At 72.0% G+C, this 24,882-nt stretch carries 23 protein-coding genes; 10 read left to right on the forward strand and 13 right to left on the reverse strand.

Annotated features, from left to right (window positions below):
- Window positions 1-40 precede the first annotated feature (40 nt).
- A complete protein-coding gene (locus ACSDR0_RS08565; RefSeq protein ID WP_435288213.1) occupies window positions 41-664 on the forward strand; it encodes a TetR/AcrR family transcriptional regulator in 624 nt (207 codons plus the stop codon).
- 142 nt (window positions 665-806) lie between these two features.
- Window positions 807-1,739 (forward strand): class I SAM-dependent methyltransferase, encoded by a 933-nt coding sequence (locus tag ACSDR0_RS08570; RefSeq protein ID WP_435288214.1) that lies wholly within the window; start codon window positions 807-809, stop codon window positions 1,737-1,739.
- 97 nt (window positions 1,740-1,836) lie between these two features.
- Here ACSDR0_RS08570 and ACSDR0_RS08575 read toward each other — a convergent pair whose 3' ends face one another.
- Both ACSDR0_RS08575 and ACSDR0_RS08580 read right to left on the reverse strand, forming a co-directional pair.
- Entirely contained in the window at window positions 1,837-2,937 is a 1,101-nt protein-coding gene (locus ACSDR0_RS08575; protein ID WP_435288215.1) for an STM4014 family protein, read from the reverse strand.
- Window positions 2,934-3,890: an STM4015 family protein gene (locus ACSDR0_RS08580; protein WP_435288216.1), complete on the reverse strand. Its 957-nt coding sequence runs from the start codon at window positions 3,888-3,890 to the stop codon at window positions 2,934-2,936. Before ACSDR0_RS08580 ends, ACSDR0_RS08575 begins: the two co-directional genes overlap by 4 nt.
- A gap of 140 nt (window positions 3,891-4,030) precedes the next feature.
- Here ACSDR0_RS08580 and ACSDR0_RS08585 point away from each other — a divergent pair, with 140 nt between their 5' ends.
- The gene (locus tag ACSDR0_RS08585; protein WP_435288217.1) at window positions 4,031-5,458 is read left to right on the forward strand and encodes an MFS transporter; all 1,428 of its coding nucleotides are present in this window, start codon (window positions 4,031-4,033) and stop codon (window positions 5,456-5,458) included.
- Window positions 5,459-5,467: 9 nt separating this feature from the next.
- On the opposite strand, the gene ACSDR0_RS08590 is transcribed toward ACSDR0_RS08585, so the two are convergent.
- The gene (locus ACSDR0_RS08590) at window positions 5,468-6,697 is read right to left on the reverse strand and encodes a cytochrome P450 (protein WP_435288218.1); all 1,230 of its coding nucleotides are present in this window, start codon (window positions 6,695-6,697) and stop codon (window positions 5,468-5,470) included.
- Between the two features lie 95 nt (window positions 6,698-6,792).
- On the opposite strand from ACSDR0_RS08590, the gene ACSDR0_RS08595 reads away from it, so the two are divergent.
- On the forward strand, window positions 6,793-8,226 hold the full coding sequence (locus ACSDR0_RS08595) for an FG-GAP repeat protein (protein ID WP_435288219.1): 1,434 nt from the start codon (window positions 6,793-6,795) through the stop codon (window positions 8,224-8,226).
- Window positions 8,227-8,339: 113 nt separating this feature from the next.
- Complete coding sequence (locus tag ACSDR0_RS08600; RefSeq protein ID WP_435288220.1) at window positions 8,340-9,554, forward strand: ROK family protein; 1,215 nt, start codon at window positions 8,340-8,342, stop codon at window positions 9,552-9,554.
- A gap of 51 nt (window positions 9,555-9,605) precedes the next feature.
- On the opposite strand, the gene ACSDR0_RS08605 is transcribed toward ACSDR0_RS08600, so the two are convergent.
- From ACSDR0_RS08605 to ACSDR0_RS08615, 3 genes are all read right to left on the reverse strand, one after another.
- Window positions 9,606-10,136: a hypothetical protein gene (locus ACSDR0_RS08605; protein WP_435288221.1), complete on the reverse strand. Its 531-nt coding sequence runs from the start codon at window positions 10,134-10,136 to the stop codon at window positions 9,606-9,608.
- A 43-nt stretch (window positions 10,137-10,179) separates the two neighbouring features.
- Window positions 10,180-11,739 (reverse strand): alkaline phosphatase D family protein, encoded by a 1,560-nt coding sequence (locus tag ACSDR0_RS08610; protein WP_435288222.1) that lies wholly within the window; start codon window positions 11,737-11,739, stop codon window positions 10,180-10,182.
- 348 nt (window positions 11,740-12,087) lie between these two features.
- Complete coding sequence (locus ACSDR0_RS08615; protein WP_435288223.1) at window positions 12,088-12,921, reverse strand: hypothetical protein; 834 nt, start codon at window positions 12,919-12,921, stop codon at window positions 12,088-12,090.
- A 247-nt stretch (window positions 12,922-13,168) separates the two neighbouring features.
- Between ACSDR0_RS08615 and arfB the strand changes: the two genes are divergently transcribed.
- Both arfB and ACSDR0_RS08625 read left to right on the forward strand, forming a co-directional pair.
- Window positions 13,169-13,591, forward strand: a complete 423-nt coding sequence (gene arfB / locus ACSDR0_RS08620; RefSeq protein WP_362683289.1) for an alternative ribosome rescue aminoacyl-tRNA hydrolase ArfB — start codon at window positions 13,169-13,171, stop codon at window positions 13,589-13,591.
- Window positions 13,592-13,705: 114 nt separating this feature from the next.
- Window positions 13,706-14,149: an NUDIX hydrolase gene (locus ACSDR0_RS08625; protein WP_435288224.1), complete on the forward strand. Its 444-nt coding sequence runs from the start codon at window positions 13,706-13,708 to the stop codon at window positions 14,147-14,149.
- 31 nt (window positions 14,150-14,180) lie between these two features.
- Here the strand turns inward: ACSDR0_RS08625 and ACSDR0_RS08630 are convergent, their stop codons facing one another.
- From ACSDR0_RS08630 to ACSDR0_RS08645, 4 genes are all read right to left on the reverse strand, one after another.
- Window positions 14,181-15,617 (reverse strand): glycosyltransferase family 39 protein, encoded by a 1,437-nt coding sequence (locus tag ACSDR0_RS08630; RefSeq protein ID WP_435288225.1) that lies wholly within the window; start codon window positions 15,615-15,617, stop codon window positions 14,181-14,183.
- 83 nt (window positions 15,618-15,700) lie between these two features.
- A complete protein-coding gene (locus ACSDR0_RS08635) occupies window positions 15,701-16,333 on the reverse strand; it encodes a hypothetical protein (RefSeq protein ID WP_435288226.1) in 633 nt (210 codons plus the stop codon).
- Between the two features lie 132 nt (window positions 16,334-16,465).
- Window positions 16,466-17,248 (reverse strand): HAD-IIA family hydrolase, encoded by a 783-nt coding sequence (locus ACSDR0_RS08640; RefSeq protein ID WP_435288227.1) that lies wholly within the window; start codon window positions 17,246-17,248, stop codon window positions 16,466-16,468.
- 295 nt (window positions 17,249-17,543) lie between these two features.
- Entirely contained in the window at window positions 17,544-18,443 is a 900-nt protein-coding gene (locus ACSDR0_RS08645) for a TIGR03619 family F420-dependent LLM class oxidoreductase (protein ID WP_435288228.1), read from the reverse strand.
- A gap of 57 nt (window positions 18,444-18,500) precedes the next feature.
- Here ACSDR0_RS08645 and ACSDR0_RS08650 point away from each other — a divergent pair, with 57 nt between their 5' ends.
- A complete protein-coding gene (locus ACSDR0_RS08650; protein ID WP_435288229.1) occupies window positions 18,501-19,487 on the forward strand; it encodes a phosphotransferase family protein in 987 nt (328 codons plus the stop codon).
- 45 nt (window positions 19,488-19,532) lie between these two features.
- Window positions 19,533-19,826 carry a zf-TFIIB domain-containing protein gene (locus ACSDR0_RS08655; RefSeq protein WP_362683315.1) on the forward strand — a complete coding sequence of 98 codons (294 nt, stop codon included), beginning with the start codon at window positions 19,533-19,535 and terminating at the stop codon, window positions 19,824-19,826.
- Between the two features lie 101 nt (window positions 19,827-19,927).
- On the opposite strand, the gene ACSDR0_RS08660 is transcribed toward ACSDR0_RS08655, so the two are convergent.
- Both ACSDR0_RS08660 and ACSDR0_RS08665 read right to left on the reverse strand, forming a co-directional pair.
- Window positions 19,928-20,905: a hypothetical protein gene (locus ACSDR0_RS08660; RefSeq protein WP_435288230.1), complete on the reverse strand. Its 978-nt coding sequence runs from the start codon at window positions 20,903-20,905 to the stop codon at window positions 19,928-19,930.
- Window positions 20,906-20,927: 22 nt separating this feature from the next.
- A complete protein-coding gene (locus ACSDR0_RS08665; protein ID WP_435288231.1) occupies window positions 20,928-22,559 on the reverse strand; it encodes an ABC-F family ATP-binding cassette domain-containing protein in 1,632 nt (543 codons plus the stop codon).
- 355 nt (window positions 22,560-22,914) lie between these two features.
- Here ACSDR0_RS08665 and ACSDR0_RS08670 point away from each other — a divergent pair, with 355 nt between their 5' ends.
- Window positions 22,915-23,085, forward strand: coding sequence for a hypothetical protein (locus ACSDR0_RS08670; protein ID WP_435288232.1), 171 nt, complete (start codon window positions 22,915-22,917; stop codon window positions 23,083-23,085).
- 168 nt (window positions 23,086-23,253) lie between these two features.
- Here ACSDR0_RS08670 and ACSDR0_RS08675 read toward each other — a convergent pair whose 3' ends face one another.
- Complete coding sequence (locus tag ACSDR0_RS08675) at window positions 23,254-24,705, reverse strand: bifunctional phosphatase PAP2/diacylglycerol kinase family protein (protein ID WP_435288233.1); 1,452 nt, start codon at window positions 24,703-24,705, stop codon at window positions 23,254-23,256.
- Between the last annotated feature and the right edge of the window lie 177 nt (window positions 24,706-24,882).

The following is a 24,882-nucleotide window of genomic DNA, read 5'->3' on the forward strand; positions in this document are numbered from 1 at the left end:
GCCGCCTGACGAGGTGCCGGTGCTGTGCGACCATGGGGCCATGCCCCGGATTTCGGCCGCTACCATCGGCGAGCACCGTGCCCAGACCCAGGATCGCATCCTGCGGGCGGTCTCGCGTCTCTCTCGGGACCAGGGCATCGACGCCATCTCCATGACCGACGTGGCGAGCGAAGCCGAGATCACCCGCACCGTCCTGTACAACTACTTCCCGGACAAGGCCGCGCTGCTGCTCGCCTTCACCGAGCGGGTGACGCACTACTTCATCGACAGCTACGAGCGGGAGCTGCCCGACCGGGCCTCGCCCGCCGAACGGCTACGGGTCTTCGTCAGGCTCCAGCTCGACGGGCTGCTCGCCCACCCCCACCCCGGCCCCGCCGACCTGTCGGCGGCGCTGGGCCCCGACGCCTACCAGCGCCTGGCCGACCACGTCGAGCCGATGCAGCGCATCCTGACGGGCATCATCGACAGCGGCGTGTCGTCGGGCGACTTCCAGGCCCCCGACGTCGCCGCCGCCGCCCGGATGATCCTCGCCGTCATCGGCGCCGAACGGGTGCCGCTGCTCAGCGGCGCGATGACACCCGAGGAGGCCGAGGTGATCGTCTCGGGTTTCGTGCTCCGCGGCCTCGGTTCCCGGAGCGTCCCCGGCTCCCCCGAAGGGATCTGAGCCCTCCGGGACCGGCCGCTCACCTGGCGCGCGACCTTCAGGGTGAGCGGCGGCTGACGGCCACGTGACGCGCAGGCACACCGTGGGCGACCATCGGGCCAACATCCGCCGGATCGCCGTTTCCGGCTGTTACGGTCCGCCCATGTCAGCTGTGAAGGTAGAGATCACCCCGCAGTCACTCGACCGGATCCCCGGCTGGTTCTGGGGCACCGACCAGCGGCTCTTCGAGTGGATCCTGTCCGGGCAGGCCACGGAGAACTCCCCCGGCGACCTGCTGGAGCTGGGAACGTACCTCGGCAAGAGCGCGGTCATGATCGGGGCTCACGCGCGCCCCGGCGAGGCGTTCACGGTCTGCGACCTGTTCGAGTCCGAGGCGCCCGAGGCGGCCAACGACGCCGAGACGAGCCGGTCCTACTCCGCGCTCACCCGGGACAGGTTCGAGGAGAACTACCTGACCTTCCACGACACGCTCCCGCGGATCGTGCACGGCCCGACCTCGATCGTCCTCGACCACGTCGCCGCTGAATCGTGCAGGTTCGTCCATGTGGACGCCTCGCACCTGTACGTCCACGTGCGGCAGGACGTCCTGTCGGCCAAGAAGGTCCTGCGCCCTGACGGGATCGTCGTCTTCGACGACTACCGGAGCGTGCACACCCCCGGGGTGGCGATGGCCGTCTGGGAGGCGGTGGCGAACCTGGGCCTCGCGCCGATATGCGTCAGCACGCAGAAGCTCTACGCGACCTGGGGGGACGCGCGCCCGGTCCGGGAGCGCCTGCTGCGGTGGCTGGAGTCCAGGGAGGACCTGTGGCACACCACGGACGCGTTCGACGGCTGGGAGCTCGTCCGGGTCAACCAGATCAAGAAACCCGCGTCCCCCGCGGGCGACGCCGCCACGCTGAAGAAGCTCAGCGGCGAGCTCCAGCGCACCACGGCGGAGCTGAAAAAGGCGGTGGCGGAGTCGCGGGCGGCGACCCAGGTCCTGAAGAAGGCCACCTCGGAGATCAGCCTGGCCGGTCCCGTGGTGCGGCGCGCCGTGCGGTGGACCCGCAGGGTCACCGGGCGCGGACGCGCCTGACCTCCGCTCACGCGCCCCGGCGACGCCCCGAGGGCCCGGCCGGGGCGCACCGGTGTCCGGCCGGGGCGCACCTGCTCTCGCCAGGGCGTACCGGATCTCACCGGGACATGCCGGGGCTCGCCGGGGCGTACCGGGCGAGGATCGCCCGGACCTGGGCGTCGTAGGTGCCGAGACCCTCGGCCCCGCCGCCCGGCAGGCCCTCCAGCCGGGGAAGCAGGTCTCCGAACGCGTTGACCTCGGCCACCGCGAACTCCCGCCAGTCGACCCCGATCATCAGGTCCACCCCGACGGCCAGGCTCCCGGGGAAGCAGGCCGCCGCCCGCGCGCAGATCTCCAGGGCCCGCGCCCACCCCCGGGGGCCGAGGGCTGCCGTGACGGCGCCCAGATCACCCCGCACGCCGCCGAGGTGAAGGTTGGTCACGGGGCCCCGGCCCGCGCGGACGACCGCGTGGGTGGGCGTGCCGTCCACGACGACCACCCTCAGGTCGATCGCCCGCCCGCCGAGGCTCGCCTTGGGAAACCAGCGCTCGACGTGGAGGCCGTCGGGGGCCAGCAGGCCGACGATCAGCGCCACGTCGGGCTCGTCCTCGTAACACCTGATCCGCAGGGAGTTGTGCAGCTCACCGGAGGTCAGCTCCGCCGAGGTCACCGCCCGGACCCGGCGGCCCGACGCGTGCAGGGCGATGATCCCGGAGGCCGACGAGCCATGGGCCGGTTTGACGAACACCCGGCCCCAGCGGGCCTCGCCCATCCGCTCGCGCAGCTCGGCGTAGCCGCCGACCGGCCCGGCGAGGGCCGGTGGCACCGGCACCCCGGCCGCCGACAGCCTGGCGTGGCAGCGCCGCTTGTCGAACATCACCGCGACGTCCTCGACGTCGGCGAGCAGCACGGCTCCCGGCGCCGCGGCCACGGCCCGGCGGACCCGGGCGGCCCCGGCGACGAACCCGGCGTGCCAGCGGGCGCCGCCGCCGACCCTGGACGGCGCGCCGGGGCCGCGCAGCAGCGCGTCCGCCTCGGCGTCCTCCCCCGGCGAGTCGATCCGTACGAGCGTCTCCGGCCCGATCCCGATCTCCTCGCCGCGCAGCACGGACGTCCAGGGCACGACCGGGGGCTCCTTGAGTCCCCGGCGGGCGCAGGCGTCGGCGAACATGGTCACCCGCCGGTCGCCCGGCGTGCCGACGACGGCGATCGCGGTCACTCGGCGACCGCGACGTAGCGCCGGTCGCCGTCGGGCTCCTTCTGGTCGGACACGTCGAGCTGGACACCGGAGCCGGAGAACGCCGCGGTGAGGCGCTCGACCATGGCGTCGGTCAGGTAGTGGTGGTGCAGGTCCAGGCGTTCGAGGTGGGTCAGGGGCCGCCCCGACAGCAGGGCCTCGGCGCCCTCGTCGGTGAGCACGCCCATCGACTGGGCCAGCGACTCCAGCCGGGCCACCACGGGGGCGGAGGCGACGAGACCGGCGACCTCGTCCTGGATCTCGCTGTTCTGCAGCCCCAGGTGTTTGAGGGCGGGCAGCCGCTCACCGGACAGGATGTTCTCCAGGTCGGCCGCGGTGGTCTCGCCGCCGTACTCGCTCGTGCCGAGCCAGGCCTCCAGGTATTCGAGGGCGGGGAGCTCGCTCATGCCGACCGACCTGACCACGGAGGCGGGCAGCCCGCCCGCCTCGAAGCGCAGCACCCTGAGGTGCTCGTGCCCGACCGGCCGCAGCTCCAGGCCCGTCCCGCCCCGGACCTCCAGCCGCTCCAGCAGCGGGAAGGACTCCAGCAGCGGCGTGACGTCGCTCTGCTGGATCCAGGAGATCTCGCACTCCTCCTGCGGCATCGCGGCGAAGAAGAGCGAGCGCAGGGCGGGAAAACGCTCCGCGTTCTCCGCCAGCAGCCGGACGGGACCCGACGCGTCCTTCTCGAAGGCCTCGCCCCAGCCTCCGACGATGAGCGCCCTGACCCCGGTGGTGTCGACGGTCTCGGTGAAGCGCGCGAAGTGTTCCTCGAAGGTCTCCTTGGCGTCGTAGACGCGGACAGAGACACGCCACGCCGCCTCACCGGCCGGGGGATGGGGGGCGCCCGGGGGGCGCAGGCTCACGATGGGCAGGCCCGCGTAGTCTCCGCGGTAGAGACCGTCGACGTCGTCGTTGAACTCGGTGTAGTCCATCGGAGGCTCCCCGTAAGGCTCGACTGTGAAAGGACCGTCCTACCAGAGGCGCACGCCCCTTCCCCGGCCACTCCCGAAAACACCTCCGAAAGCCCCCGCGCCGGTCAAAGCAGCATGTGGGGTCGGCGATGATGAGCGGCATGGAAAACGGCCACATCCGCTTCACCTCCTCGAAGGGTCGCTGGGTCCTTCTCACCACCGTGCTCGGCTCCGGCATGGCCCTGCTGGACGGCACGGTCGTCAACGTGGCCCTGCCGGCCCTCGCCGACGACCTCGGCGCCGACATGGCCGGCCTGCAGTGGACGGTCAACGCGTACGCCCTCACCCTGGCGGGCCTGATCCTGCTGGGCGGCTCGCTCGGCGACCGGTACGGCAGGCGCAGGATCTTCCTGGTCGGCGTCGTCTGGTTCGCCGTCGCGTCGGCCCTGTGCGGCCTGGCGCCCAACGTGGAGACACTGATCGCGGCCCGCGCCCTGCAGGGCGTCGGCGGGGCGCTGCTCACCCCGGGGTCCCTGGCCATCATCCAGGCGTCCTTCGACCGCGAGGACCGGCCCAGGGCGATCGGGGCGTGGTCGGGCCTGGGCGGAGTGGCCGCGGCCGTCGGCCCGCTGCTCGGCGGGTGGCTGGTGGAGACGGCCGGATGGCGCTGGGTCTTCCTGATCAACCTGCCGCTGGCGGCGCTCGTCGTGGTGGTCGCCGTACGGCACGTCCCGGAGAGCAGGAACCCCGGGGCCACCGGCCGGTTCGACGTCCTCGGCGCGGTGCTGGCGGCGCTGGCGCTGGCCGGGATCACCTACGGCCTGATCGACCTGGAGATCGTCCCGATCGCGGTGGGCGTGCTGCTGGGCGCGGCCTTCGTCCGGCTGGAGATCAGGCGCTCGCCCGAGGCGCTCGTACCGGTCGACGTCTTCGCGTCCAGAGTGTTCACCGCGGTCAACGTCGTCACCTTCATCATGTACGCCGCGATGGGCGTGGTGTTCTTCCTCCTGGTCGTCCAGCTGCAGGTGTCGGCGGGCTTCTCCCCGAGGGTGGCCGGGACCGCGATGATCCCGGTGACGATCCTGATGCTGCTGCTGTCGTCGCGCGCGGGCGAGCTGGCCAAGCGCTTCGGGCCCCGGCTGCCGATGACGGCCGGCATCCTGGTCTGCGCCGGGGCCCTGCTGCTGATGTCGCGGATCGGCCCCGGCTCGTCGTACGTGGTGGACGTGCTGCTCCCGTCGACCCTGTTCGGGCTGGGCCTGTCGGCGGCCGTCGCGCCGCTCACCGCGACGGTGCTGGCCACCGCCGCAGAGCGCCACGCGGGGGTGGCCAGCGGCGTCAACAACGCCGTCGCCAGGACCGGCGGGCTGCTCGCGGTGGCCGCGATCCCCCCGCTGGCCGGGCTGACCGGCGACGCCTTCGACTCCCCCGAGATCTTCACCACCGGGTTTCACACGACGATGCTGGTCAGCGCGGCGATGCTGGGCGTCGCGGCGCTGCTCACCTTCCTCACCATCCGGGAGAACGTCCTTATCCGGGCGGAGCCGAAGCTGGGCTGCCCGGTGACGGTCCCCCAGCCGGGAAAGTGAGCGACGCCGTCAGAAGGTGAACGCCTGGCTGCGGACGCTGTTGTCGAAGTTGGACACCAGCAGCTCCGGCTCGCCGACCGAGCGGATCTCCGGCAGCCGGGTGAACAGCGCGCGGAACATCGCCTTGATCTCCTGCCTGGCGAGGTTGGCGCCCAGGCAGAAGTGCGGCCCGGGACCGCCGAAGCCCACGTGGGGCTTGGTGTCGCGGGTGATGTCGAACCGGTCGGCGTCGGGGAAGACCGTCTCGTCGCGGTTGGCCGAACCGTAGAAGAGCACGACCTTGTCGCCCGCCTTCAGCCGCAGGCCGCGCAGATCGTAGTCTTCGGTGACGGTGCGGCGGAACTGCATGATGGGCGAGACGTAGCGGACCATCTCCTCGATCGCGCCGCCGATGTGCGCGTCGAAGTCGCCGGCCAGCAGGCGCCGCTGCTCGGGGTTGTCGGTCAGCAGCTTGATGCCGTGCGCCATGGTGTTGCGGGCCGTCTCGTTGCCCGCCACGAGCAGCAGCGTGAAGAACGATCCCAGCTCGCGGTCGGTCAGCCTCTCGCCGTCGACGTTGGCGGTGACAAGCGCCGAGACGAGGTCGCCCCGCGGCGTCTGCGCGCGCTCCTTGCCCAGGTTGATCACCAGGCGCTGCAGGGCGAGCAGCGCGAGCGTGTTCTGGGCGGCCATCCTGACGGTGTGCGCCAGGCTGGGCCGCACGCCGGAGTAGGCGGTGGAGACGTCGACGTGCTGGTGGACCCTGGCCCGCACGTCGTCGGGGACGCCCATCATGTCGCAGATGACGTGGATGGGCAGCTTGGCGGCCACCTGGCCGACGAAGTCGCCGGGGCCGGAGGCCTTCACGTCGTCGACGATCCGCGCGCACGCGGCGTCGATGTCGCCCTGCAGGTTGCCCAGCATCTTCGGGCTGAACGCGCGGGAGACGATGCGGCGGAGCCGGGCGTGCCGGGGGTCGTCCATGTTGACCATGGACTCGCCGAACACGTGCTTGACCCAGCCGGGCGGCTCCGGGCTGGTCACGCCGGGCTCGCTGGAGAACACCTTGGCGTTGCGGCTGGCCTCCACCACGTCGGCGTGCCGGACCAGCGCGTAGAAACCCTTGCCCGAGCGGAGCAGGGGCACCCGCTTCTCCTCGAAGAACACCGGCTTGTCGAGATCCCGAAGCCGCGCGAACGCCTCATGCCGCTCCTTGAGCGGCCGCCGCCAGAATCCCAGGTCGGCCAGGTCGATTTCCATGCCGCCAATCCTGGCATGTTCTTTACGCGTACCGGCCACATGAATTTCATGTCCCGGTGGGCCGCGTGTCCGAATCACCGGAAACCATCACATGTATGAGAGCCGCGCTCCTCGTCTCCGCAGTCCTCGCCTCCCTGCTGGTCCCCGCCTCGCCGGTCTCGGCCGTCTCCGGAGATACGGTGTCGGCCGCCGCCTGCTCCGGCGTACCCTCCGACTTCGACGGCGACGGGCGGGCCGATCTCGCGGTCGCCGCGCCCTACACCCGCACCGGCGACCACGCCCGCGCGGGATCGGTCACCGTCCTGTACGGCATGCGCACCGCGGAGAAACTGACCCAGGACGGGCCGGGGGTGCCCGGCGAGAGCGAGACCGGGGACTCGTTCGGCTCGGCGCTGGCGACCGGCGACTTCGACGGCGACCGCTGCGCCGACCTGGCCGTGGGCGTCTCCGAGGAGGACCGCTCCCGGCCCGGCGAGGACGGCGACGGCGTCGTGCAGCTCTTCCGCGGCTCGCCCGGCGGCCTGCGGCCCGGCAAGGTGCTCGACTCCGGGGACCTGGGCCGCAAACGCGCGCCCGGCCGGTTCGGGGCCGCGCTCGCGGCGGGGGACCTGGACGGCGACGGCGACGACGAGCTGGTGATCGGCGCCCCCGGGCTGGGCGGCGGCGCGGTCGGGGTGTACGGGCTCAAGGGACGCAGGCCGTACATGATCACGCAGGAGACCGGCTGGGTGGGGCAGCGCGAGCGGAAGACCGACCAGTTCGGCGCGGTGCTCGCCACCGGGGACTTCGACGGGAACGGCCGGGCCGAGATCGCCGTGGGCGCGCCCGCGGACACGGTGCTGAAGAACGGCCAGGGCTCGGTCACCGTCCTCGACGCCCGGCGCCGCGGGGCGACCATGCTCACCCAGGACAGCCCCTGGATCAGCGGCCTCGCCGAGGTCTGGGACTTCTTCGGCACCTCCCTGGCCACCGGTGACTTCAACGCCGACGGCCGCGACGACCTGGCGATCGGCGTGCCGGGCGAGGGGCTCAGCGATAACCAGCGGGCGATGGACTACGGCGACGGCACCGTGCACGTCGTCTACGGCTCCCGCTCGGGGCTGCGCACGGCGGTCTCCGAGGCCTGGTCGCAGCGCTCCCTGAAGGGGGAGCCGCGCTACTTCGACCGCTTCGGCGCCGCCCTGGCGGCCGGGGACCTCAACGGCGACGGCGACGACGAGCTGGCGATCGGGGTGCCGGGCGAGAACGCCGTCCAGGTGCTCGCCGGAACCCGCTCCGGCGGTCTCACCAAGAATCACAACCTGCTGGTCACCGGTGAGGGCGGCGACTTCGGCGGGGCCCTGGCCACGGTCGCGGGCCGCGGCCTGGTCGTCGCCGCCCCGGGAAGCGGCAGGCTCACCCTGCTGCGCGGGACCGTGCGGAAGGGCTCCTACCCGGGCATCCGCCCGTCGACGGCGAGGACCCTGTCCAGCGCTCCCAAGGACACCCTCTTCGGCTACACCTTCGCGAGCCCGTCCTCCCAGCGGTAGAAGCCCGTTTCCACTGATTCGCCTTTTTAATTCGCGGCTCACAATCTTCTTCCGCCGGTGGTGGAAGGAGATTGTGAGCCGCTTATTTCACGTCGCTACCTAAGATGATGAGCATGTTCGACGCACAGCAGAGGACCGTCCGCGATCTGCGCCGGGGTAATCGGGCGATCGTGTTGCGCGCCCTCTACTTCGAGGGGCCCGCCAGCCGCCAGGAGCTCAGCGAGACCATCGGGCTCAGCCCCGCCACCGTGAGCAACGTGACGGGAGACCTGCTCGCGAGCGGGATCATCGTCGAGGCCGGTCTGGCGGACTCCGACGGGGGCAGGCCCCGCGTGCTGCTGCGGGTCAACACCACCCACGGCTACGCCGTCGGCGTCGACGTCGGCGAGACGCACGTGCGCGTCGAACTCTTCGACCTGGACATGAACCGGCAGGCCAGAGCCGAGTACGCGCTGCGCCCCGCCGGGCACGACGTCGACCTGGTCGTCCGCCACATCCTCGCGGGCATCGACGCGGTCCTCGGCGAGAGCGGCGTGCCCGAGGAGCGGGTGCTCGGCGTGGGGGTGGGCGTTCCCGGGGTCGTCGAGATGGGGTCCGACGCCCTGATCCACGCCCCGACCTTCGGGTGGGACGCGGTCCCGCTCGGCAGGCTGCTGCGGGCGGGCACCGGCCTGCCGCTCTTCGTGGACAACGGCGCCAAGTCGATGGGGCAGGCCGAGCTGTGGTTCGGCGTCGGGCGCATGGCCAGGCACGCCGTGGTGGTGCTGATCGGCTCGGGAGTCGGGGCGAGCATCATCACCGACGGAGCCACCTACCTGGGGGCCAACAGCAGCGCAGGCGAGTGGGGCCACACGAAGATCATGGTCGGCGGGCACAGGTGCCGCTGCGGCGGACGGGGCTGCCTGGAGGCGTACGTGGGCGCCAGGGGCATCCTGGAGCGGGCCGGGGTCTGGACGGAGACCGTCGACGAGCAGGCCGCGCTGGCCGCGCTGGTCGCCTCGGGCTCCCCGGTCATCGACGAGACCGTCACCTACCTGGGCGTCGGGCTGGCCAATCTGATCAACCTGTTCAACCCCGAGCGGATCATCATCGGCGGCTGGGCAGGCGTGCTGCTCGGCGAGCACCTGCTGACGAGGATCAGGAAGGTCGCCGCGGACAACTGCCTGGCGCAGCCGTACAAGACGGTCTCCATCGGCCTGGGGCGCCTCGGCGTCGACTCGGTCGCGCTGGGCGCCGCCACCCTCGTGATCGAGGATCTCCTGCAGGCGAGCCCGGCCTCGAAGCCGAACGGTGTCTCTCCGCGCCCCCGGAACCGGGCCGGGATCTGATCCCCGGCACCCGGGACCGGAGGCGGGACGGGACAGGGGGCGGGACAGGGCTCAGCGGATGCGCGTGCTGGCCTTGATCTTGCGGCCGATCTCCTTGCGGAGCTTGCGGATGTCGGCGTCCGCGTCGGACGTGGCGATCACGCCGAACGCGGCGGTGGCGGTGCCCCGGCGCGAGCCGGCCCAGGCGCGGATCCGCACGGTCGTCGAGTCACCCCTGTCGAGGGAGGTGATCCAGCACGACAGGTCACGGCCCTTGACGGAGCATTTGACGCTGCGCGGCTTGGAGATCACCCTGATCTTGCGGAAGCGTTTCGAGAAGTCCCCGATGAGCGCCACATAGTGCTGGCCCTTGGCCTTCCTGTTGCGGACCTTGACGGAGTAGACGAGGGATCCGCCCCGGCGGACGTGTTTGGGGAAGGTGATCACGTACCCGAAGTCGGAGGGCGCCGCGGCGGCGGACGAGACCGCGGGTGCGGCGGGTAAGGCGGATCCGGCGGCCGTCGCGGGGGTCGGGAAGAGGAGGGTGCCGCCCAGCGCCGCGGCGAGAGCCGTGGCGGTGAGCCTCATGGTGAGGGGACTCATAAGCGGCATCATCCAATAAATTTTCCAGAATTCCTCTCACGTTTCAGGTCAGTGCCGCCTGTCCTGACGGCACGGTGAACCGCGCGCCGGTCTTCGCGGGGGCGCCGCGCCTGCTGATGTAGTCGAGCGTGCGGAAGTCCGCCTGCAACGCCTCCGGGGTGAGCCGGCAGACGATGTAGCCGCGCCGCTGGTCCAGGTAGGAGATGTGCGGGTTCTCCGCGACCGTCTCGGCGATCCTGCCCTCGTCCCGGTAGCCGTCGCCGTCGCTGGCGATCGAGGAGGTGACGAGCTCCACCGCCACGCGGGGCGAGTCGGGGTCGTCGAAGTCGAGCCTGAGGTCCGCCGCGTGGTGCATGTGCGCGTCGCCGGTCAGCACGACCGGGTTGGACGCGCCCGAGTCGCGGAAACCGGTCAGCAGGCGGGTGCGCTCGGCGGCGTAGCCGTCCCAGGAGTCCATGTTGACCTCGGTTCCCGGCCCGACCTTGGAGTCGCGCTGGGCCATCAGGATCTGCTGGCCGACCAGGTTCCAGCGGGCGCCCGAGCTCGCGAGGCCGTCCAGCAGCCAGCGCCGCTGGTCCTCGCCGAGCAGGGTACGGCCGGTCGCGAGCCGGTCGTCGCAGCCGGACCTGAGCCCGTCCTCGCACGCCTGGTCGTCGCGGAACTGCCGGGTGTCGAGCAGGTGGAAACGGGCCAGCGGCCCCCAGTCCACCCGGCGGTGGACCCGCATCGACGCCCCTCCGGGCACGCTCGTCCTGCGCAGCGGCATGTTCTCGTAGTACGCCTGGAAGGCGTTGGCCCTGCGCCGGGCGAAGGCCGGGGCGCCGGAGCTGGAGACGTCCCCCGCCCAGTTGTTCTCGATCTCGTGGTCGTCGAAGGCCACCAGCCACGGCGCGACCGCGTGCGCCGCCTGCAGGTCGGTGTCGCTCTTGTACTGCGCGTGGCGCATCCGGTAGTCGGCCAGCGTGGCGCACTTGCCCCAGGTGTGCTGCCTGACGCTCCCGCCCAGCGCCGTGTACCCCTGGGGGCCGTACTCGTACATGTAGTCGCCCAGGTGCACGACCAGCTCGGGCTCCTGCTCGGCCAGCCTCCGGTAGGCCGTGTAGAAGCCGTGCTCGTAGTGCGCGCAGGCGGCGATGGCGAAGGTCAGCGGGGACGACGAGGACGCGGCGGACCCGGCGGACGGGGCCGTACGGGTGCGGCCGGTCGGCGACAGATGGCCCTCGGTGCGGAAGCGGTAGAAATACTCCCGGCCGGGTTCCAGGCCGTCGACCTCGACGTGGACGCTGTGCGCCTGCTTCCAGCGCGCGGTCGCCGTGCCCCTGCGGACCACCTTGGAGAACCGCTCGTCGGTGGCGAGCTGCCACTCGACGTCCACGTCCCTGACCGGCATGCCGCCCCGGCCGTTCAGGCCGAGCGGGTCGAGGGCGAGCCTGGTCCACAGCACGACGCCGTCCTTCGACGGGTCGCCGGAGGCGATGCCGAGGGTGAACGGGTCGCGGGCGAGGGTCCGGGAGGGGCCGAGCCCCGCCCCGGTCAGCAACAGGCCGCCCGTACCTGCGGCGGCGACGGAAAGGAACACTCTGCGTGACGGCTTCTGCTCCACGTCATCAGTGCAACGGTTCCAGCTTTCCCCGCCGTGGCCTGCGAATCAAGGTGAGATGAACAGCCGTTGCACAGACAAGTGCCTTACCCACGGTGATTGAACAACGGCCGACGTTCGGGCGACATCGTGGCGAAGGGCCGGCCTCCCGCCGGTGACCGCGTGGCACGGGAAGTGACGGCGACCGGGAGGCGGAATGGAAGGGGCGGCCTTCGACGGTGAACGGGAACGGGCGGGACGGCCCCGGACGGTGAACGGGGACGGACGGCCCGCGACCACGCAGGGGAAGGCGAACGGGGACGGACGGCCCGCGACGGTGCGAGGGAAGCGGTGCGAGGGAGACCGGCGGGGTCAGCGCAGGTAGGGCTTGAGGTGGGAGTTGAGGGCGCCGCAGCCCAGGTATTTCTCCACGGTGTGGAAGTCGAGCCAGTCGAGGTTGACCATGGCCTCCTGGTCGACCCCGGTGAAGCAGGCCCTCAGCCCCGGCGGGATCGCCGCGATGTCGTCCTTGTCGGCGATGTTGACCCACCGCTTCACCTTGCGCGGCCGCTCGCCCCAGCCGTTGACCGGGGCGGGCATCAGGCGCTCGAAGATCACGTTGCGCATGCCGAGCGGGCTGCCGAGGGTGATCAGCAGGTCGACCTCCAGGTCGGGGTTGGCCCAGAGCGTCTCGTACGTCACCACGCTGCCCAGCGAGTGCGCGATCACCACCTTGGGGCGGTTCCGCCTGATCACCTCGGCCACGGCCGCCCGGGACTTCGCGCGCGCCTCGCCCCCGGCGGCCATGTAGGCGGCGACCTCGGGGCAGAAGAACCTGGCGAAGTCGGCGGCGTTGACCTCCAGCCGGTTCAGCAGCCAGCCGGTCATCCGGTGCAGGGCGCCGGTCAGCCCCTCCCCCACCGCGTCGAGCTGCTTGGCCCAGGCGACGAAGACCTCCTGTGCGCCGACGTCCATGCTCTGCACCGCGCGTACGGAGTCGTCCTTGCTCTCGCCCAGCAGGTGGGCGTAGTAGGCGATCTCGGTGACGTAGCGCTCCTTGGCGTGCGGCTTGCCGCCGGTCAGGCCCTTGTGCAGGTAGCGGTCCCACTTGTCGCGCATCGCGACGGCGGCGCCGGTGACCGAGTTACCCGCGTCGCGGTAGTAGCGGTATTTGCCGATACCGTGAACGCCGACGATCGTGTCCATGCGCCCCCGCCTCCTGCTTTCGGATGCCCTGTTTTCGCGAATGTCTGACAACACGCGCCCCGGGCGGACATGTGCCGCCCGAGCAACTGTGGCGGAAGGGAGCCCCGCGCCACAAGGCCGGGGTGGCTCCGACGGCAACCCCGAAAACATCAACCAGTATCAAAGTGGGCATAAAACCATTTGATCCGCGCTTGTGGCTCCTCGATACCCTGGGAGCACACACCCCCGTGAGAAGGAAGTCACCGTCATGCCCGGTCCGCTCCAGATCAGCGGTTCGGTCTCGGTCCCCGAGGCCGAGCTCGGCTGGCGGTTCTCCCGCTCCTCAGGCCCCGGCGGCCAGGGGGTCAACACCACGGACAGCCGGGTCGAGCTCAGCTTCGACCTGGCCGCCACCGAGACGCTGGGCCCCGTCTTCAAGGCCCGCGCCCTCGAGCGCCTCGGCCCCCGCCTCGTGAACGGCGTGATCACCATCGCCGCCTCGGAGTTCCGCTCCCAGCTGCGCAACCGCGAGGCCGCCGAGATGCGCCTGGCCCAGATCCTGCGCGAGGCGATCGCCCCGCCGCCCAAGAAGCGGCGCCCGACCAAGCCGAGCAGGGGCGCGGTCGAGCGGCGGATCGCCGCCAAGAAGCAACGCTCCGACCTCAAGCGCCTGCGCAGGGACCACCACTAGGGTCTTCCTCCCGCTCTTCGCGCGGTGGGCCGGTCTCGCCCGCGCCGTACGGGAATCCCGGATCTCCCGGCCCGGATGCGGGTCGTGCCACCGGTGCGGTGACACAATGGCACCATGTCTGTCGTACCGAGCGTCCGCGCCGTCCTCCTCGACGACGACCGGCTGGTGGTGTTCCGGCGCACGGTCCCCGGCAAGGAGCTCTACTGGTCCATTCCCGGCGGCCACGTCGAGCCCGAGGACGCCTCGCTGGAGCACACCCTGCACCGCGAGGTCATGGAGGAGCTGGGCGCCGTCGTCTCCGGCGTCACCCCGCTGACCACGCTGGAGTGCCTGCGCGACGAGGGGGTCAAGACCCAGCACGTCTACGGCTGCCGCCTGGTCTCCATGGACCCCGCGCTGCGCTGCGGCCCGGAGTTCGACGATCCCGCCCGTGGCGAGTACGAGGTGGTGCGGCTGCCGCTCGACCCGGCCGAGATCTCCGCCATCAACCTCGTCCCCCCGGAGCTCGGCGCCTATCTCACCGGCACCGTCACCCGCCTGCCCGCTCTGATCGCCTGATCCCCCGGGACACCCCCGGGATCGGGGGGGCTCAGCGCCGTTCGCGGACGTAGAGACCGATCCACGAATACCCGAAGTCGTCGATGGACTTCAGGGTGAAATCGCGGTCGGCCATGAGGGCCAGATAGCGCTCGTCGTCCTCCACGAAGTCCCTGCTCCTGTGCTTCCTGCCGCCGGTGACCAGCCAGACGCGCTCGACCCCCTCCAGGGCGGCCGTGAACTGCGCGGCGGTCCTCGGCGTGCTCCGGCCGGGGGCGTAGGTGAGGTCGCGCAGGTTCCGGTACGCGTCCTCGTACACGGCGGCGAACAGGCGCCTGCGTTCCGGCACGTAGAGCACGGCGTCGCCGGGACGCTGCCTGGCCAGCAGCGTGGCCGCCATGTCACGCAGGTTGTCGGGACGCGTGTCCGGCCCGCGGATCGTCAGGTGCGCCGGGACGGTCAGCGCCGCGACGAGGACCAGCCCGATCCAGCCCAGTGCCCGGGGCCGTACGGCGTTCAGGCCCGCTCCCGCCAGCAGCGCCATGGCGGGGACGGCGAAGAGCACGTACCTCGGGTTGAAGACGGGATAGACGAGAGAGATCGTCATGGACACGAACGGCAGCAGTGCCCAGGGCAGTGCGACCGCCGTCAGCCGCCCGCCGGAGAAGACCCCGAGGAACATGAGGACGACCAGGAGCAGCGCCACCCCCACGTTGCCCGCCACCTGCTCCCCGAACCAGGAGACGTCGGTGAGCGTCGTCGGCTTCAGCCACGACAGCTGGGTCTCGCGCTGACCGGCCGCCAGCAGCGCGAGCGGGGCGATCCCGGCCACGGCCACGGCCAGCGCCCCGGCGAACCGCGCGACATCGGGCCGGGGCCACGACGATGACGATGACGATGACGCGCGACGCCACCACAACACCGTCACCACGTGCGCGACGACCAGGAGCAGGGCGTAGACGTGGAACCAGCCGAGCAGCACCAGGCAGGCCCCGTAGGCCAGATACCACCGGCGGCTCGATCGCCGCGTCGCCTCGACCAGCACCCAGGTGGCCAGGACGGCCACCGCCGTCACGATCGCGTAGCTGCGCGCCTCCTGGGCGTACCGGCTCACCATCGGCAGCGCGACGTAGAGCAGTCCGGCGAGAAGGCCCGCCCCCCGGCCGGCGAGTTTCCCGCCCAGGACCGCGATGCCGTACGCGGCGGCGGCCGTGGCGACAACCGAGGGCAGGCGCATGGCCAGCTCGCCGGTCGAGAACGCGGCGACCGGCCGCAGCAGGAGATAGTAGAGCGCGTGCACCCGGTCGATGCTGTCGAGCAGGTGCCACAGGTCGCCGATGGGCATCGCGGCGGCCAGCGCGCTGACCGACTCGTCGCGCCAGAACGAGGGCGTGGTGATGCCCCAGAGCCCGACCAGCATCGCCGCCACCGCCGGGATCGCCTCCGGCAGGCGGGAGCGGACCCGGCCCTTCTCCACAACACCCGTCACATCGCGCTATTTCACACCATGAACGCGGCCGATGCGATGGTCCGGCGGAATCCGCCCCGGCCGTGGACGAGCCGGGGAGGTCGTCAGGAGCGGCGGTCCTCCATCTCCCACAGGTGGTCGACGACGTGCCAGGCGATCCGGCGGGCGGCGTAGCGGACGGGCCAGCCGCCGGGAATCGGCGGACGGCCGTCGGAGGGCCGGGACAGCACCTCGACGAGGTCGGCGCGCATCGCCACCAGGGCCGAGGGCTCGCGGATGGGCCCGTGGCGGACACCGATCTTGCGGGCGTACGCGCGCTCGGCGTCGACGACGTGGGCGGCCATCTTGTCGCGGTCCCTGCCACCGCCGCGCGGGCCCTTGCGCAACTCCTCGGGCGAGGTGGCGGTGGTCTCGCCGAAGAGCTCCCAGGCCGCCCCGAGCAGCGCGACGGTCCGGCCCGCCTCGGTCTCGTCCACCGGCTCGGAGTCGAGCGAGGGAATCGCCTCGATGGCCCCGAAGTCCGTGGTGGTGCCGCCCTTGGCCCGCTCCACCACCACCGGGTCCCCCGGCTCGAAGGTCAGCCCGGCCCGCTCCGCGACCACCCGGTAGCGCGGCGCGTACGCCGTCAGCGCCTCGAGCGCCCCCTCCTCGGACCGGCCGATCCGGCACCACCCCGGCCACTCCACCGAGCAGGCGAAGACCTTCTTCGGGCCGATCTCCAGGTAAACACTCGTCATGGGCGACAGCATGGCACCCATACCTGACAGCCCACGGCAGGAATGTCCCGGTTGGCGAGAAACCGGGAACGGGGAACGACCGGGTTCGGCCACCCTTGATGCTTTCGGCACCGCCGCCCGGCCGGGTGGGCCCTAGTCGATCATCTCGATCAGGTCGGCGACCGAGTCGACCACCATGGAGGGGCGGAACGGGTAGCGATCGACCTGGTCCCTGCTGACGACCCCGCTGAGCACCAGGATCGTGTGCAGCCCGGCCTCCATGCCGGAGACGATGTCGGTGTCCATCCGGTCACCGATCATGGCGGTGCTCTCGCTGTGACCGTCGATGGCCCGCAGCGCGCTGCGCATCATCATCGGGTTGGGCTTGCCCACGAAGTAGGGCTCCACCCCGGTCGCCTTGGTGATCATCGCGGCGACCGCGCCGCAGGCGGGCAGCGACCCCTCGTTCGACGGCCCGACCGGGTCGGGGTTGGTCGCGATGAACCGGGCGCCGCCCTCGATCAGCCGGATCGCCCGGGTGATCTGGGTGAAGCTGTAGGTGCGGGTCTCGCCGAGGACCACGTAGTCGGGGGCGATGTCGGTCAGGACGTAGCCGACCTCGTGCAGGGCGGTGGTCAGGCCCGCCTCCCCCACCACGTACGCCGAGCCGCCGGGACGCTGGCCGTCCAGGAATTTGGCCGTGGCCAGCGCGGAGGTCCAGATCGACTCCGGCGGGATCTCCAGACCGGCAGCGCGCAGCCGTACGGCCAGGTCGCGCGGGGTGTATATCGAATTGTTGGTCAGCACGAGGAACCGCTTGCCCGACTCGCGCAGGCGGCGGATGAACTCGTCGGCACCGGGCACCGGGTGTCCCTCGTGGACGAGGACCCCGTCCATGTCCGACAGCCAGCACTCGATCGGCTTGCGCTCGTCCACCGTTCTCCCCTGTTCGGGCCGGGTACGTACCGGAACAAGGATGACAGGGCCGGGTCGGTCACGCCTCATCAGCCCCGTACATCGGGACATCGCGGAGATGAACGGTCGTCCACGCGGGGCCTCCTGTCCGCCGCGCGACCCACCGGGCCCGTTCGCCGACTGGCTTCCCGGACACCGGACCGGACACCGGACCATGCGCCGAGCCGACACCGGACCGGGCGCCGAGCCGACACCGGACCGGGCGCCGAGCCGGACGCCGGCCGGGCACCGGGCCGCGCGTCGAGCCGACGCCCGGTCAGGGCGCGAGCGCCTCCAGTGCCGCCTCCGCCCTGCGCATCGACTCCTTGGGGTCGGCGTCGGGCGACGCGATCTCCGGGTCGAAGTTGAAATCGTGGAAGACCTCGGTGACCCCCTGGGCCGCGAGCCCGTCGACGTCCTGCCGGATCTCCTCGAACGAGCCGGTCAGCGGTTCGCGCCCGGGCGCTCCCGGGGGGCGGACGCGGGTGACGCCCCGGGTGATGAAGCGCAGCGCCCCGGGATCGCGTCCGGCGGCACGGGCCGCCTCCTTGACGATGGAGATCCTTTCGCCGATGCGTCCGAGGTCCTCGCGGCTCGAACCGATCCAGCCGTCCGCCAGCCGCCCCGCGCGCCTCAGCGCCACCTCGGCGGAACCACCCAGCAGGATGGGCGGCACGACGGGCGGTTTCGGATCCTGGTGCGCCGGGGGCACCTCGTAGAACTCGCCCCTGTGCTCCACGACCTCCTCCGTCCACAGGCGCCGCAGCAGCGGGACGTACTCCTCCGCGCGCCGCCCGCGCCGCTCGGACGACACCCCGGAGGCGACGAACTCCTCGGGCAGCCACCCCAGGCCGAGCCCGGCGTCCAGCCGCCCGCCGGAGACCGCCTGCAGGCTCGCCAGCTGCTTGGCCATCAGCGCGGGCGAGACGAACGGCATGTTGAGCACCGCCACCCCCAGCCGGACGCGGCTCGTCAGGCCCGCCAGGTAGGCGAGCGTGACCACCGGGTCGTGCACGCTGCGATACGTCGGGCCCATGTCGTGGCCCTGCGGGTAGAGCAGGCGCTGGAAGGTCCACAGCCCGTGGTAGCCGAGATCCTCGGCCCTCCTGGCGACCCGCGCCATGTTGTCCGGCGTCGCCCAGGACCCCGCCAGCGGCACCGCGAAACCGATCCTCATACCTCGCACTTTATGCCGCGGGTCGGCGGAGCCGACGACCGGTGGTTCACTTGCCGGATGGACAGCGAGGACCTGATCGACGAACTGCGCCGGATCGGCGCCCGGTACGGCGGCGTGCCCGGCACGGTGCTGCCGACCAGGCCGGACGTGATCATCGTGCGGGCCGGTTCCGTCGTGGTCAAGGCGCACGCGCCGGGTGCGGAGCGGGAGCCCCTGGTGGAACGGATGCGGGCCACCGCGCACCCGGCGTTGCGCGGCATCATGCTCGAGCCGGTGACCGAGGAGGTCATGACCGCCGGGGACCGGCTGGTCACCGTCTGGCCGGCCGGGACGCCGGTGGACCACGCGGATCCGGACGCGGCGCCCTGGGAGGCCGCCGCCCGGCTGCTGGCGCGGCTGCACGCCGTCCCGGCGCGGGCGCTGCCCCCGCTGCGGGCCGCGGGGGGACCGGCCCGGGTGGCCTCGACCGTCGCCCGCCTGGGCGACCGCTCCGCCGCCGAGCTGGCGGTGCGCCGGGCCTTCACCTGCCTGCCCTCCCTCTCCTCATCCGGCACGAAATCCCCCGGCGCGGCTCCCGGTGGCTCCGGTGCGACTCCCGGCGACTCCTCCGGTACGGCCACCGGTGGCTCCTCCGGTACGACTCCCGGGGGCCTGACCCACGGCGACTGGCACATGGGCCAGATGGTCCGCGCGCCGGGCGAGTGGATCCTCATCGACATCGACGACCTGGGCATCGGCGACCAGGCCTGGGATCTGTCCAGGCCCGCCGCCTGGTTCGCGGCCGGATTGCTGGAGCCCGAGGTGTGGCACCGCTTCCTGGACGCGTACCGCGCCGCAGGCGGAGTCGCCGTCCCGCCGGACGGCGACCCGTGGGAACGGCTGGAGATACCGGCGCAGGCGATGACCGTGCAGCTCACGGCAGCCGCGGTGGCCGCCGCCGGGCGGGCGGGGCGTCAGCTGGACGAGGTGGAGGAGGTCCTCGTCGAGTCCTGCCTGAGGATTGTCCGCCATCGAAGCGCCTGCCATAGTGTGCCCACGCAGTAGGTTGTGGTTACTCGGTTACCACGCCAGAACAAGGAGACCAGCCAGATGCAGTGCCCCAAGTGTCGGGGCGCCATGCGCACCTATGAGCGCAACGGCGTCCACATCGACCAGTGCGAGAGCTGTCGCGGAATCTTCCTGGACTACGGCGAGCTCGAGACGCTGACCCGCATGGAGAGCCAGTGGTCGCAGCAGTCCCACGCAGCTCCGCCGCCTCCCCCGCCGCCGCCCGTGCACGGTGCTCCCGGCTACGGTGCTCCCGCCTGGGGGGCGCAGCACCACGGCGGCCACTACGGCCACCACCGCCAGCGCAGCTGGGTCGGCATGCTCTTCTCGACCTGATCGGCCGAGCGACGAACACCGAGACCGCGACCTCGTCACGAGGTCGCGGTCTTCGCGTTGGGGACCCGGCGACTCGGCGACCCGATGGCGCCCCCGGCGCGTCAGGAGGGGAAGTCGCCCGGCTTGACCTTCTTGGGCTTCACGGTGCCGCCGCTCACGGCGTGCAGGGTGATGGTCCAGTCGGTCCAGCGGATCTGGGTCGCGGTGTTGATGGTTCTGAACCGCACGGACTTGCCGAACTGCTCGAAGGAGCACGACCGGGTGAAGGTGCGCGCCTTCGCGTCCCAGTCCTCGCCGAGAGTGTAGTAGATCTTGTAGCTGCCGTCCCGCACACCCCGGATCTTGAAGTTCGACTTCTTGCGGACGTACACGGTGACGGCCTTCTTCTTGCCGCGCAACAGGACGACGACGGCGTCCTGCCTGGTGCCGTTGCGCAGCTCGAGGTAGGCGCGGCCCGGACGCCCCTCGGAGGCGATGAACCTGCCGTTGGACAGCCGGCGAGCGCGCTCCTTGGGCGCCTTGACCGAGATGACGCTCGCCGGATACCCGCTCAGCGTCTTGGCGACGTCTTCCACGTCGGACAGCTGGTCCGCCTTGGCCATGCCGCTCAGCACGGCGGGGCCGGTGCACACCCGCTGCTCCTCGGTGTCCTGGCGGGCGGTGTCGAAGGAGGTCCGCAGCCGGCGCAGAGCCTCGACGTAGCTGTCGTGCTGGGCCTTCACCTCGGCGGGAGGGGCCAGGGCGGACAGCCTGGTCACCGCGCCCTCCACCGCGCCGGAGGTCCGCTGCAGCTGCTTGCCGAGGGTCTTCAGCCCGCCGGTCGCGGCCAGCTTCTTCACCGCGTCGCGCACCGGGCCGCGCGCCTCCTCCAGCTCGGCCCGGTATTCGTCGGGCGTCAGCGTCACCGCGGCGGGCGGGCCGGTGGAGGACGGCGAGGTCTGGCCGTCGGGACCCTGTCCCGCTCCCACGATGCCACCCGCGGTGGCCGGACCGACCACGGGCTCGCCCGGGGGGGCGGTGCAGGCGGTCAGGGCCACCAGGGTGACCACGGCACAGGCGAGCAAACGGGGGGTAGTCACCTGCAAACTATCTCCGGATCGATCACTGGGCGTCAAACAGCGCCCGGGAATCGGCAATCTCTGACAGCACCCCCTCGCGGTCCACGGACAACCACCGGGTGATGCCGATCGATCCTAAGAACGGCAGGTCGTGGCTGACGACGACGAGCGCGCCCCGGTAGGCGTCCAGGGCCTGGGCGAGCTGCCGGACGCTGGCCAGGTCCAGGTTGTTGGTCGGCTCGTCCATCAGCAGGAGCTGTGGCGGCGGCTCGGCCGACAACAGCGCGGCGAGCACCGCACGGAACCTCTCGCCGCCCGACAGGGTGCCCGCCACCCGGTCGGCGCGGGCGCCACGGAACAGGAACCTGGCGAGCCTGGCCCTGATCTCGTTGACCGGGGCCGACGGCGCGAAGCGGCGGACGTTGCCGACCACGCTGAGCTCGTCGTCCAGCAGGTCGAGCCGCTGCGGCAGGTATCGCACGCCGGGCACGAACACCGTGACCGAGCCCTCGGCCGGTTCGAGCTCCCCGATGACGGTACGCAGGAGCGTGGTCTTGCCCGAGCCGTTGGGGCCGATCAGGGCGATCCGCTCGGGCCCCCTGACCACCAGGTCCACGGGCGCCGTCCCGCCCACCGTGCGCAGGCCGTCGGCGGTCAGCACGGTCCGCCCCGCGGGAACGGCCGTATCCGGCAGCTCGACACGGATCACGGCATCGTCGCGGACGGCGTCCTCGGCCTCGGAGAGCCGGTCGCGGGCCTCGGCGAGCTTGCCGGCGTGCATGGTGCGGTGCTTGCCCGCCGCCTCCTGGGCCTGCCGCTTGCGCATCTGCATGATGATTTTCGGCTCGCGTTTCTGCGCGTACATCTTGTTGCCGTAGCGCACCCGGCGTGCCAGCTTGACCTGGGCCTCCTCCCATTCGCGTTTCTGCCGGCGCACGTCGGCACCGGCGACCCTGACCATCCGCTCCGCGGCCTCCTGCTCGGCGGCGAGCATCTCCTCGTAGCCGGAGAGGTTCCCCCCGTACATCCGCACGGTGCCGCCGGTGAGGTCCGCCACGTTGTCCACCAGCTCCAGCAGGACCCGGTCGTGACTGACGAGCACCAGTACCCCTGGCCACGACTCCACCGCGGCGTAGAGCCTGCGCCGGGCGTCGAGATCGAGGTTGTTGGTCGGCTCGTCCAGCAGCAGGACGTCGGGCGCGCGCAGGAAGAGCGCGGCCAGCCCGACCATGACGACCTCGCCACCCGACAGCGTCGCCACCGTACGGTCGAGGCCGACGTGTGCCAGGCCGAGCCGGTCGAGTTCGGCGCGGGCGCGTTCCTCGACGTCCCAGTCGTCACCGACGGCGGCGAAGTTCTCCTCAGAGACCTCACCGCGCTCGATGGCGAGCAGCGCGGCCCTGCGCTCGGCGATGCCGAGCAGCCGCTCGACGGTACGGCCGGTGTCGAGCGGCAGGCCCTGCGGCAGGTAGCCCACCTGCCCGGCGACGCCGATCGAGCCGGAGATCGGGGCGAGCTCCCCCGCGATGAGCCTGAGCAGGGTCGACTTACCCGAACCGTTGACGCCGATCAGACCGGTGCGCCCGGCGGGAAAAGCGGCGTCGAGGTCGTGGAGAACGGTGGTGCCGTCAGGCCAGGCGAACGACAGGCCGTCGACGACGATCGAAAAAGACATGGGGCGGCTCCCACAAGGTGTCGAGATGTGACGGGACACGGGAGACACCGCGGACGCGCTCAACCGGGGTCCAACAGGAGGGCGTCATCGTCATGATGACGGGGTCCGCTGAGGTCAGACGCGCGCCGGGCCGGGAAAACGGCTCGGGCGACGCGGTGTCTGGAACCTCAGAACTTCAACGGACTCTCCCACGGACGGCATCACGACGCGTAAAAACGTACCCGACGCGACGCGGACCGCGTCAAGTCTTTTTCCCGTGCCCCATGCCCCGGTCCCCGAGCCGGCGCGCGGCCTCTTGCCGACGAAAAGGCCCCGGGCCGGGGACGCGCGGCCACCCCTTCCCGTCACCCGGGGCATGCGTGACACAGGCCGGAGCCTCATGGCGCCGTACGGCTCGCAGGGGTCCGTGACCACCACCATGGCGGAGGGGGCGGCGGAGGCGGCGGCGGAGGCCGCTGATCCGCCGGCAGCGGCGCGGACGACCATCGCCGGAGACACCCGGCACCCGGGTGGTGCCGGGCCGTGAAGCGGTGGAGACGCCGGCGCCCGCCGAACGGCCGGGGTGCCCCCGCCGACGGATCGTGAACACCCCGCACCGGTCACCGTCGCCGAACCACTTCCCAGAACCACCACCGAGCCTGGGCTCGCCGCCACCGACGCGGGTCCCGATCACTGCCGGGACGTCGCCCGGGGCTCAGCCGGCCGGCCGGATCACGAGGAGCGAGCGCGGGCGCTTGGTGAACTCCACCTCGCCCGTGACCGTGAACGTCTCGCCGTCGCGCGCCAGCGGCAGCCGTCCCGAGGGGGCGGAGACGCGCAGCGTGTCGGCCTGCCACTGCTGGTAGTGGCGGGACAGCTTCACCCTTCCCGCCAGCAGGCTGAGGAACACCCGCAGCCTGGGCAGCCGGTCGGCGGCGGCGAGCACGCGAATGTCCAGCAGGCCGTCCTCCAGGCGTTGCCGCCTGGTGGGGGCGCCGCCGCGCGCCTCGTAGCGGCAGTTGCCCACGAACACCATCCAGACGCGCCGGGGTACGCCGTCCACGACGAGATCGACGGGCTGCGCGCCCCCCGGGCCGAGCACCTCGGCCATGGCCCAGAACAGCGCGGGCCACTTGCCGATCCGGCCCTGCCTCCGCTCCCTGCGCTCCACCAGCGCCGGATAGACGCCCACGCTGGCGGTGTTGACGAACGTCCGGCCCGCGACCTCGCCGACGTCGACGGCCACCAGGTCTCCGCTGTGGTAGGCCGCCACGGCCTCGTCCGGGGTCTCCACCCCGAGGGCACGGGCGAACTGTCCGTGAACACTCGTGGGAACGACCAGCAGCGGGATCGCTCCGCCCGCCGTCTCCTGGGCCGCCAGGTTGACGACGGTGTCTCCCCCGGCCACCGCGAGCACCTTGGCCCGCGAGGCGGCGTCCCGCACGGCGGCCCCGAGGTCGGCGCCCGGCGCGACCTCGACGACCTCGGCCCGGGGAAAGGCCTCGCGCAGCGCCTCGGCCGTTCCCGCGGTGGCGTCGGCGGAGCCGTCGACCACGGCGACCGCTCCCTCGCCCTCGGCGTCGAGCCGCGCGGACGGGGCCGTGAGGGCGGCGCGCGCCTGCCCCGCCTCACCGGCATCGGGCCAGATGCGCCGGGTGATCAGCCCAGCCGCCACGCCGATCCCGGCTCCGGCGAGCACGTCGCCGGGATAGTGCACGCCGGTGTAGACGCGGGAGAAGCAGACGGCCGCCGCGAGGAGCGCGACGGGGACCGCGACCGCGCGGGGCGCCTCCAGGGCCACGGCCGCGGCGAAGGCTCCGGCCGAGGCGGAGTGGCCCGAGGGGAACGACGCCGACGCGGGCATCTTGATCATCCGGGCGAGCGGGAGACCCTCGGCCGACGGCCTGTTCCTGCGGAAGGCCTGCTTGCCGACCAGGTTGACCAGCGGGCTGGCGAGGCTGACCGCGAGCAGCCCCCTGGTCGCGGCCCGGCGCAGAGGTCGCCGTCCGCTGACCGCCAGCGCCCCGGCCAGCCCGGCCCACAGAAGCGAGTTGTCGGCCGCGCGCGACAGCGCGGGAACGACGCGTTCGAGACCGGGCAATTTCGTGCCCGCCACCATGGCGAACACCCGCCGGTCCAGCCTGCTCAGCCGCGAGCCCAACCGCATGCGCCGCACCCTCCTGCGATGAAGAAAAGCAATGACGAACCGCAACGACCAGCTGCCACGACGACCCGTGATGACGAAAGAACGGACAGCCATTCGATTCTGCCGCGTGCCCCGGCGCCGGGAGCGTTTCCGCCGCTCCCGTACTTCCCATCGGAACGGCGCCGTCGCCGTCGCCGG

This window comes from Streptosporangium sp. G11 (assembly GCF_051192615.1).
In the GTDB taxonomy this organism is placed as follows: domain Bacteria; phylum Actinomycetota; class Actinomycetes; order Streptosporangiales; family Streptosporangiaceae; genus Streptosporangium.

Excerpts from the sequence above, each read along its gene's own strand:
- ACSDR0_RS08565 (WP_435288213.1), top strand. The coding sequence starts at position 41 with ATGCCCCGGATTTCGGCCGCTACCATCGGCGAGCACCGTGCCCAGACC.
- ACSDR0_RS08570 (WP_435288214.1), top strand. The coding sequence starts at position 807 with ATGTCAGCTGTGAAGGTAGAGATCACCCCGCAGTCACTCGACCGGATC.
- ACSDR0_RS08580 (WP_435288216.1), bottom strand. The coding sequence starts at position 3,890 with ATGGACTACACCGAGTTCAACGACGACGTCGACGGTCTCTACCGCGGA.
- ACSDR0_RS08585 (WP_435288217.1), top strand. The coding sequence starts at position 4,031 with ATGGAAAACGGCCACATCCGCTTCACCTCCTCGAAGGGTCGCTGGGTC.
- ACSDR0_RS08590 (WP_435288218.1), bottom strand. The coding sequence starts at position 6,697 with ATGGAAATCGACCTGGCCGACCTGGGATTCTGGCGGCGGCCGCTCAAG.
- ACSDR0_RS08595 (WP_435288219.1), top strand. The coding sequence starts at position 6,793 with ATGAGAGCCGCGCTCCTCGTCTCCGCAGTCCTCGCCTCCCTGCTGGTC.
- ACSDR0_RS08600 (WP_435288220.1), top strand. The coding sequence starts at position 8,340 with ATGTTCGACGCACAGCAGAGGACCGTCCGCGATCTGCGCCGGGGTAAT.
- ACSDR0_RS08605 (WP_435288221.1), bottom strand. The coding sequence starts at position 10,136 with ATGAGTCCCCTCACCATGAGGCTCACCGCCACGGCTCTCGCCGCGGCG.
- ACSDR0_RS08615 (WP_435288223.1), bottom strand. The coding sequence starts at position 12,921 with ATGGACACGATCGTCGGCGTTCACGGTATCGGCAAATACCGCTACTAC.
- arfB (WP_362683289.1), top strand. The coding sequence starts at position 13,169 with ATGCCCGGTCCGCTCCAGATCAGCGGTTCGGTCTCGGTCCCCGAGGCC.
- ACSDR0_RS08625 (WP_435288224.1), top strand. The coding sequence starts at position 13,706 with ATGTCTGTCGTACCGAGCGTCCGCGCCGTCCTCCTCGACGACGACCGG.
- ACSDR0_RS08635 (WP_435288226.1), bottom strand. The coding sequence starts at position 16,333 with ATGACGAGTGTTTACCTGGAGATCGGCCCGAAGAAGGTCTTCGCCTGC.
- ACSDR0_RS08645 (WP_435288228.1), bottom strand. The coding sequence starts at position 18,443 with ATGAGGATCGGTTTCGCGGTGCCGCTGGCGGGGTCCTGGGCGACGCCG.
- ACSDR0_RS08650 (WP_435288229.1), top strand. The coding sequence starts at position 18,501 with ATGGACAGCGAGGACCTGATCGACGAACTGCGCCGGATCGGCGCCCGG.
- ACSDR0_RS08655 (WP_362683315.1), top strand. The coding sequence starts at position 19,533 with ATGCAGTGCCCCAAGTGTCGGGGCGCCATGCGCACCTATGAGCGCAAC.
- ACSDR0_RS08665 (WP_435288231.1), bottom strand. The coding sequence starts at position 22,559 with ATGTCTTTTTCGATCGTCGTCGACGGCCTGTCGTTCGCCTGGCCTGAC.
- ACSDR0_RS08670 (WP_435288232.1), top strand. The coding sequence starts at position 22,915 with ATGCGTGACACAGGCCGGAGCCTCATGGCGCCGTACGGCTCGCAGGGG.
- ACSDR0_RS08675 (WP_435288233.1), bottom strand. The coding sequence starts at position 24,705 with ATGCGGTTGGGCTCGCGGCTGAGCAGGCTGGACCGGCGGGTGTTCGCC.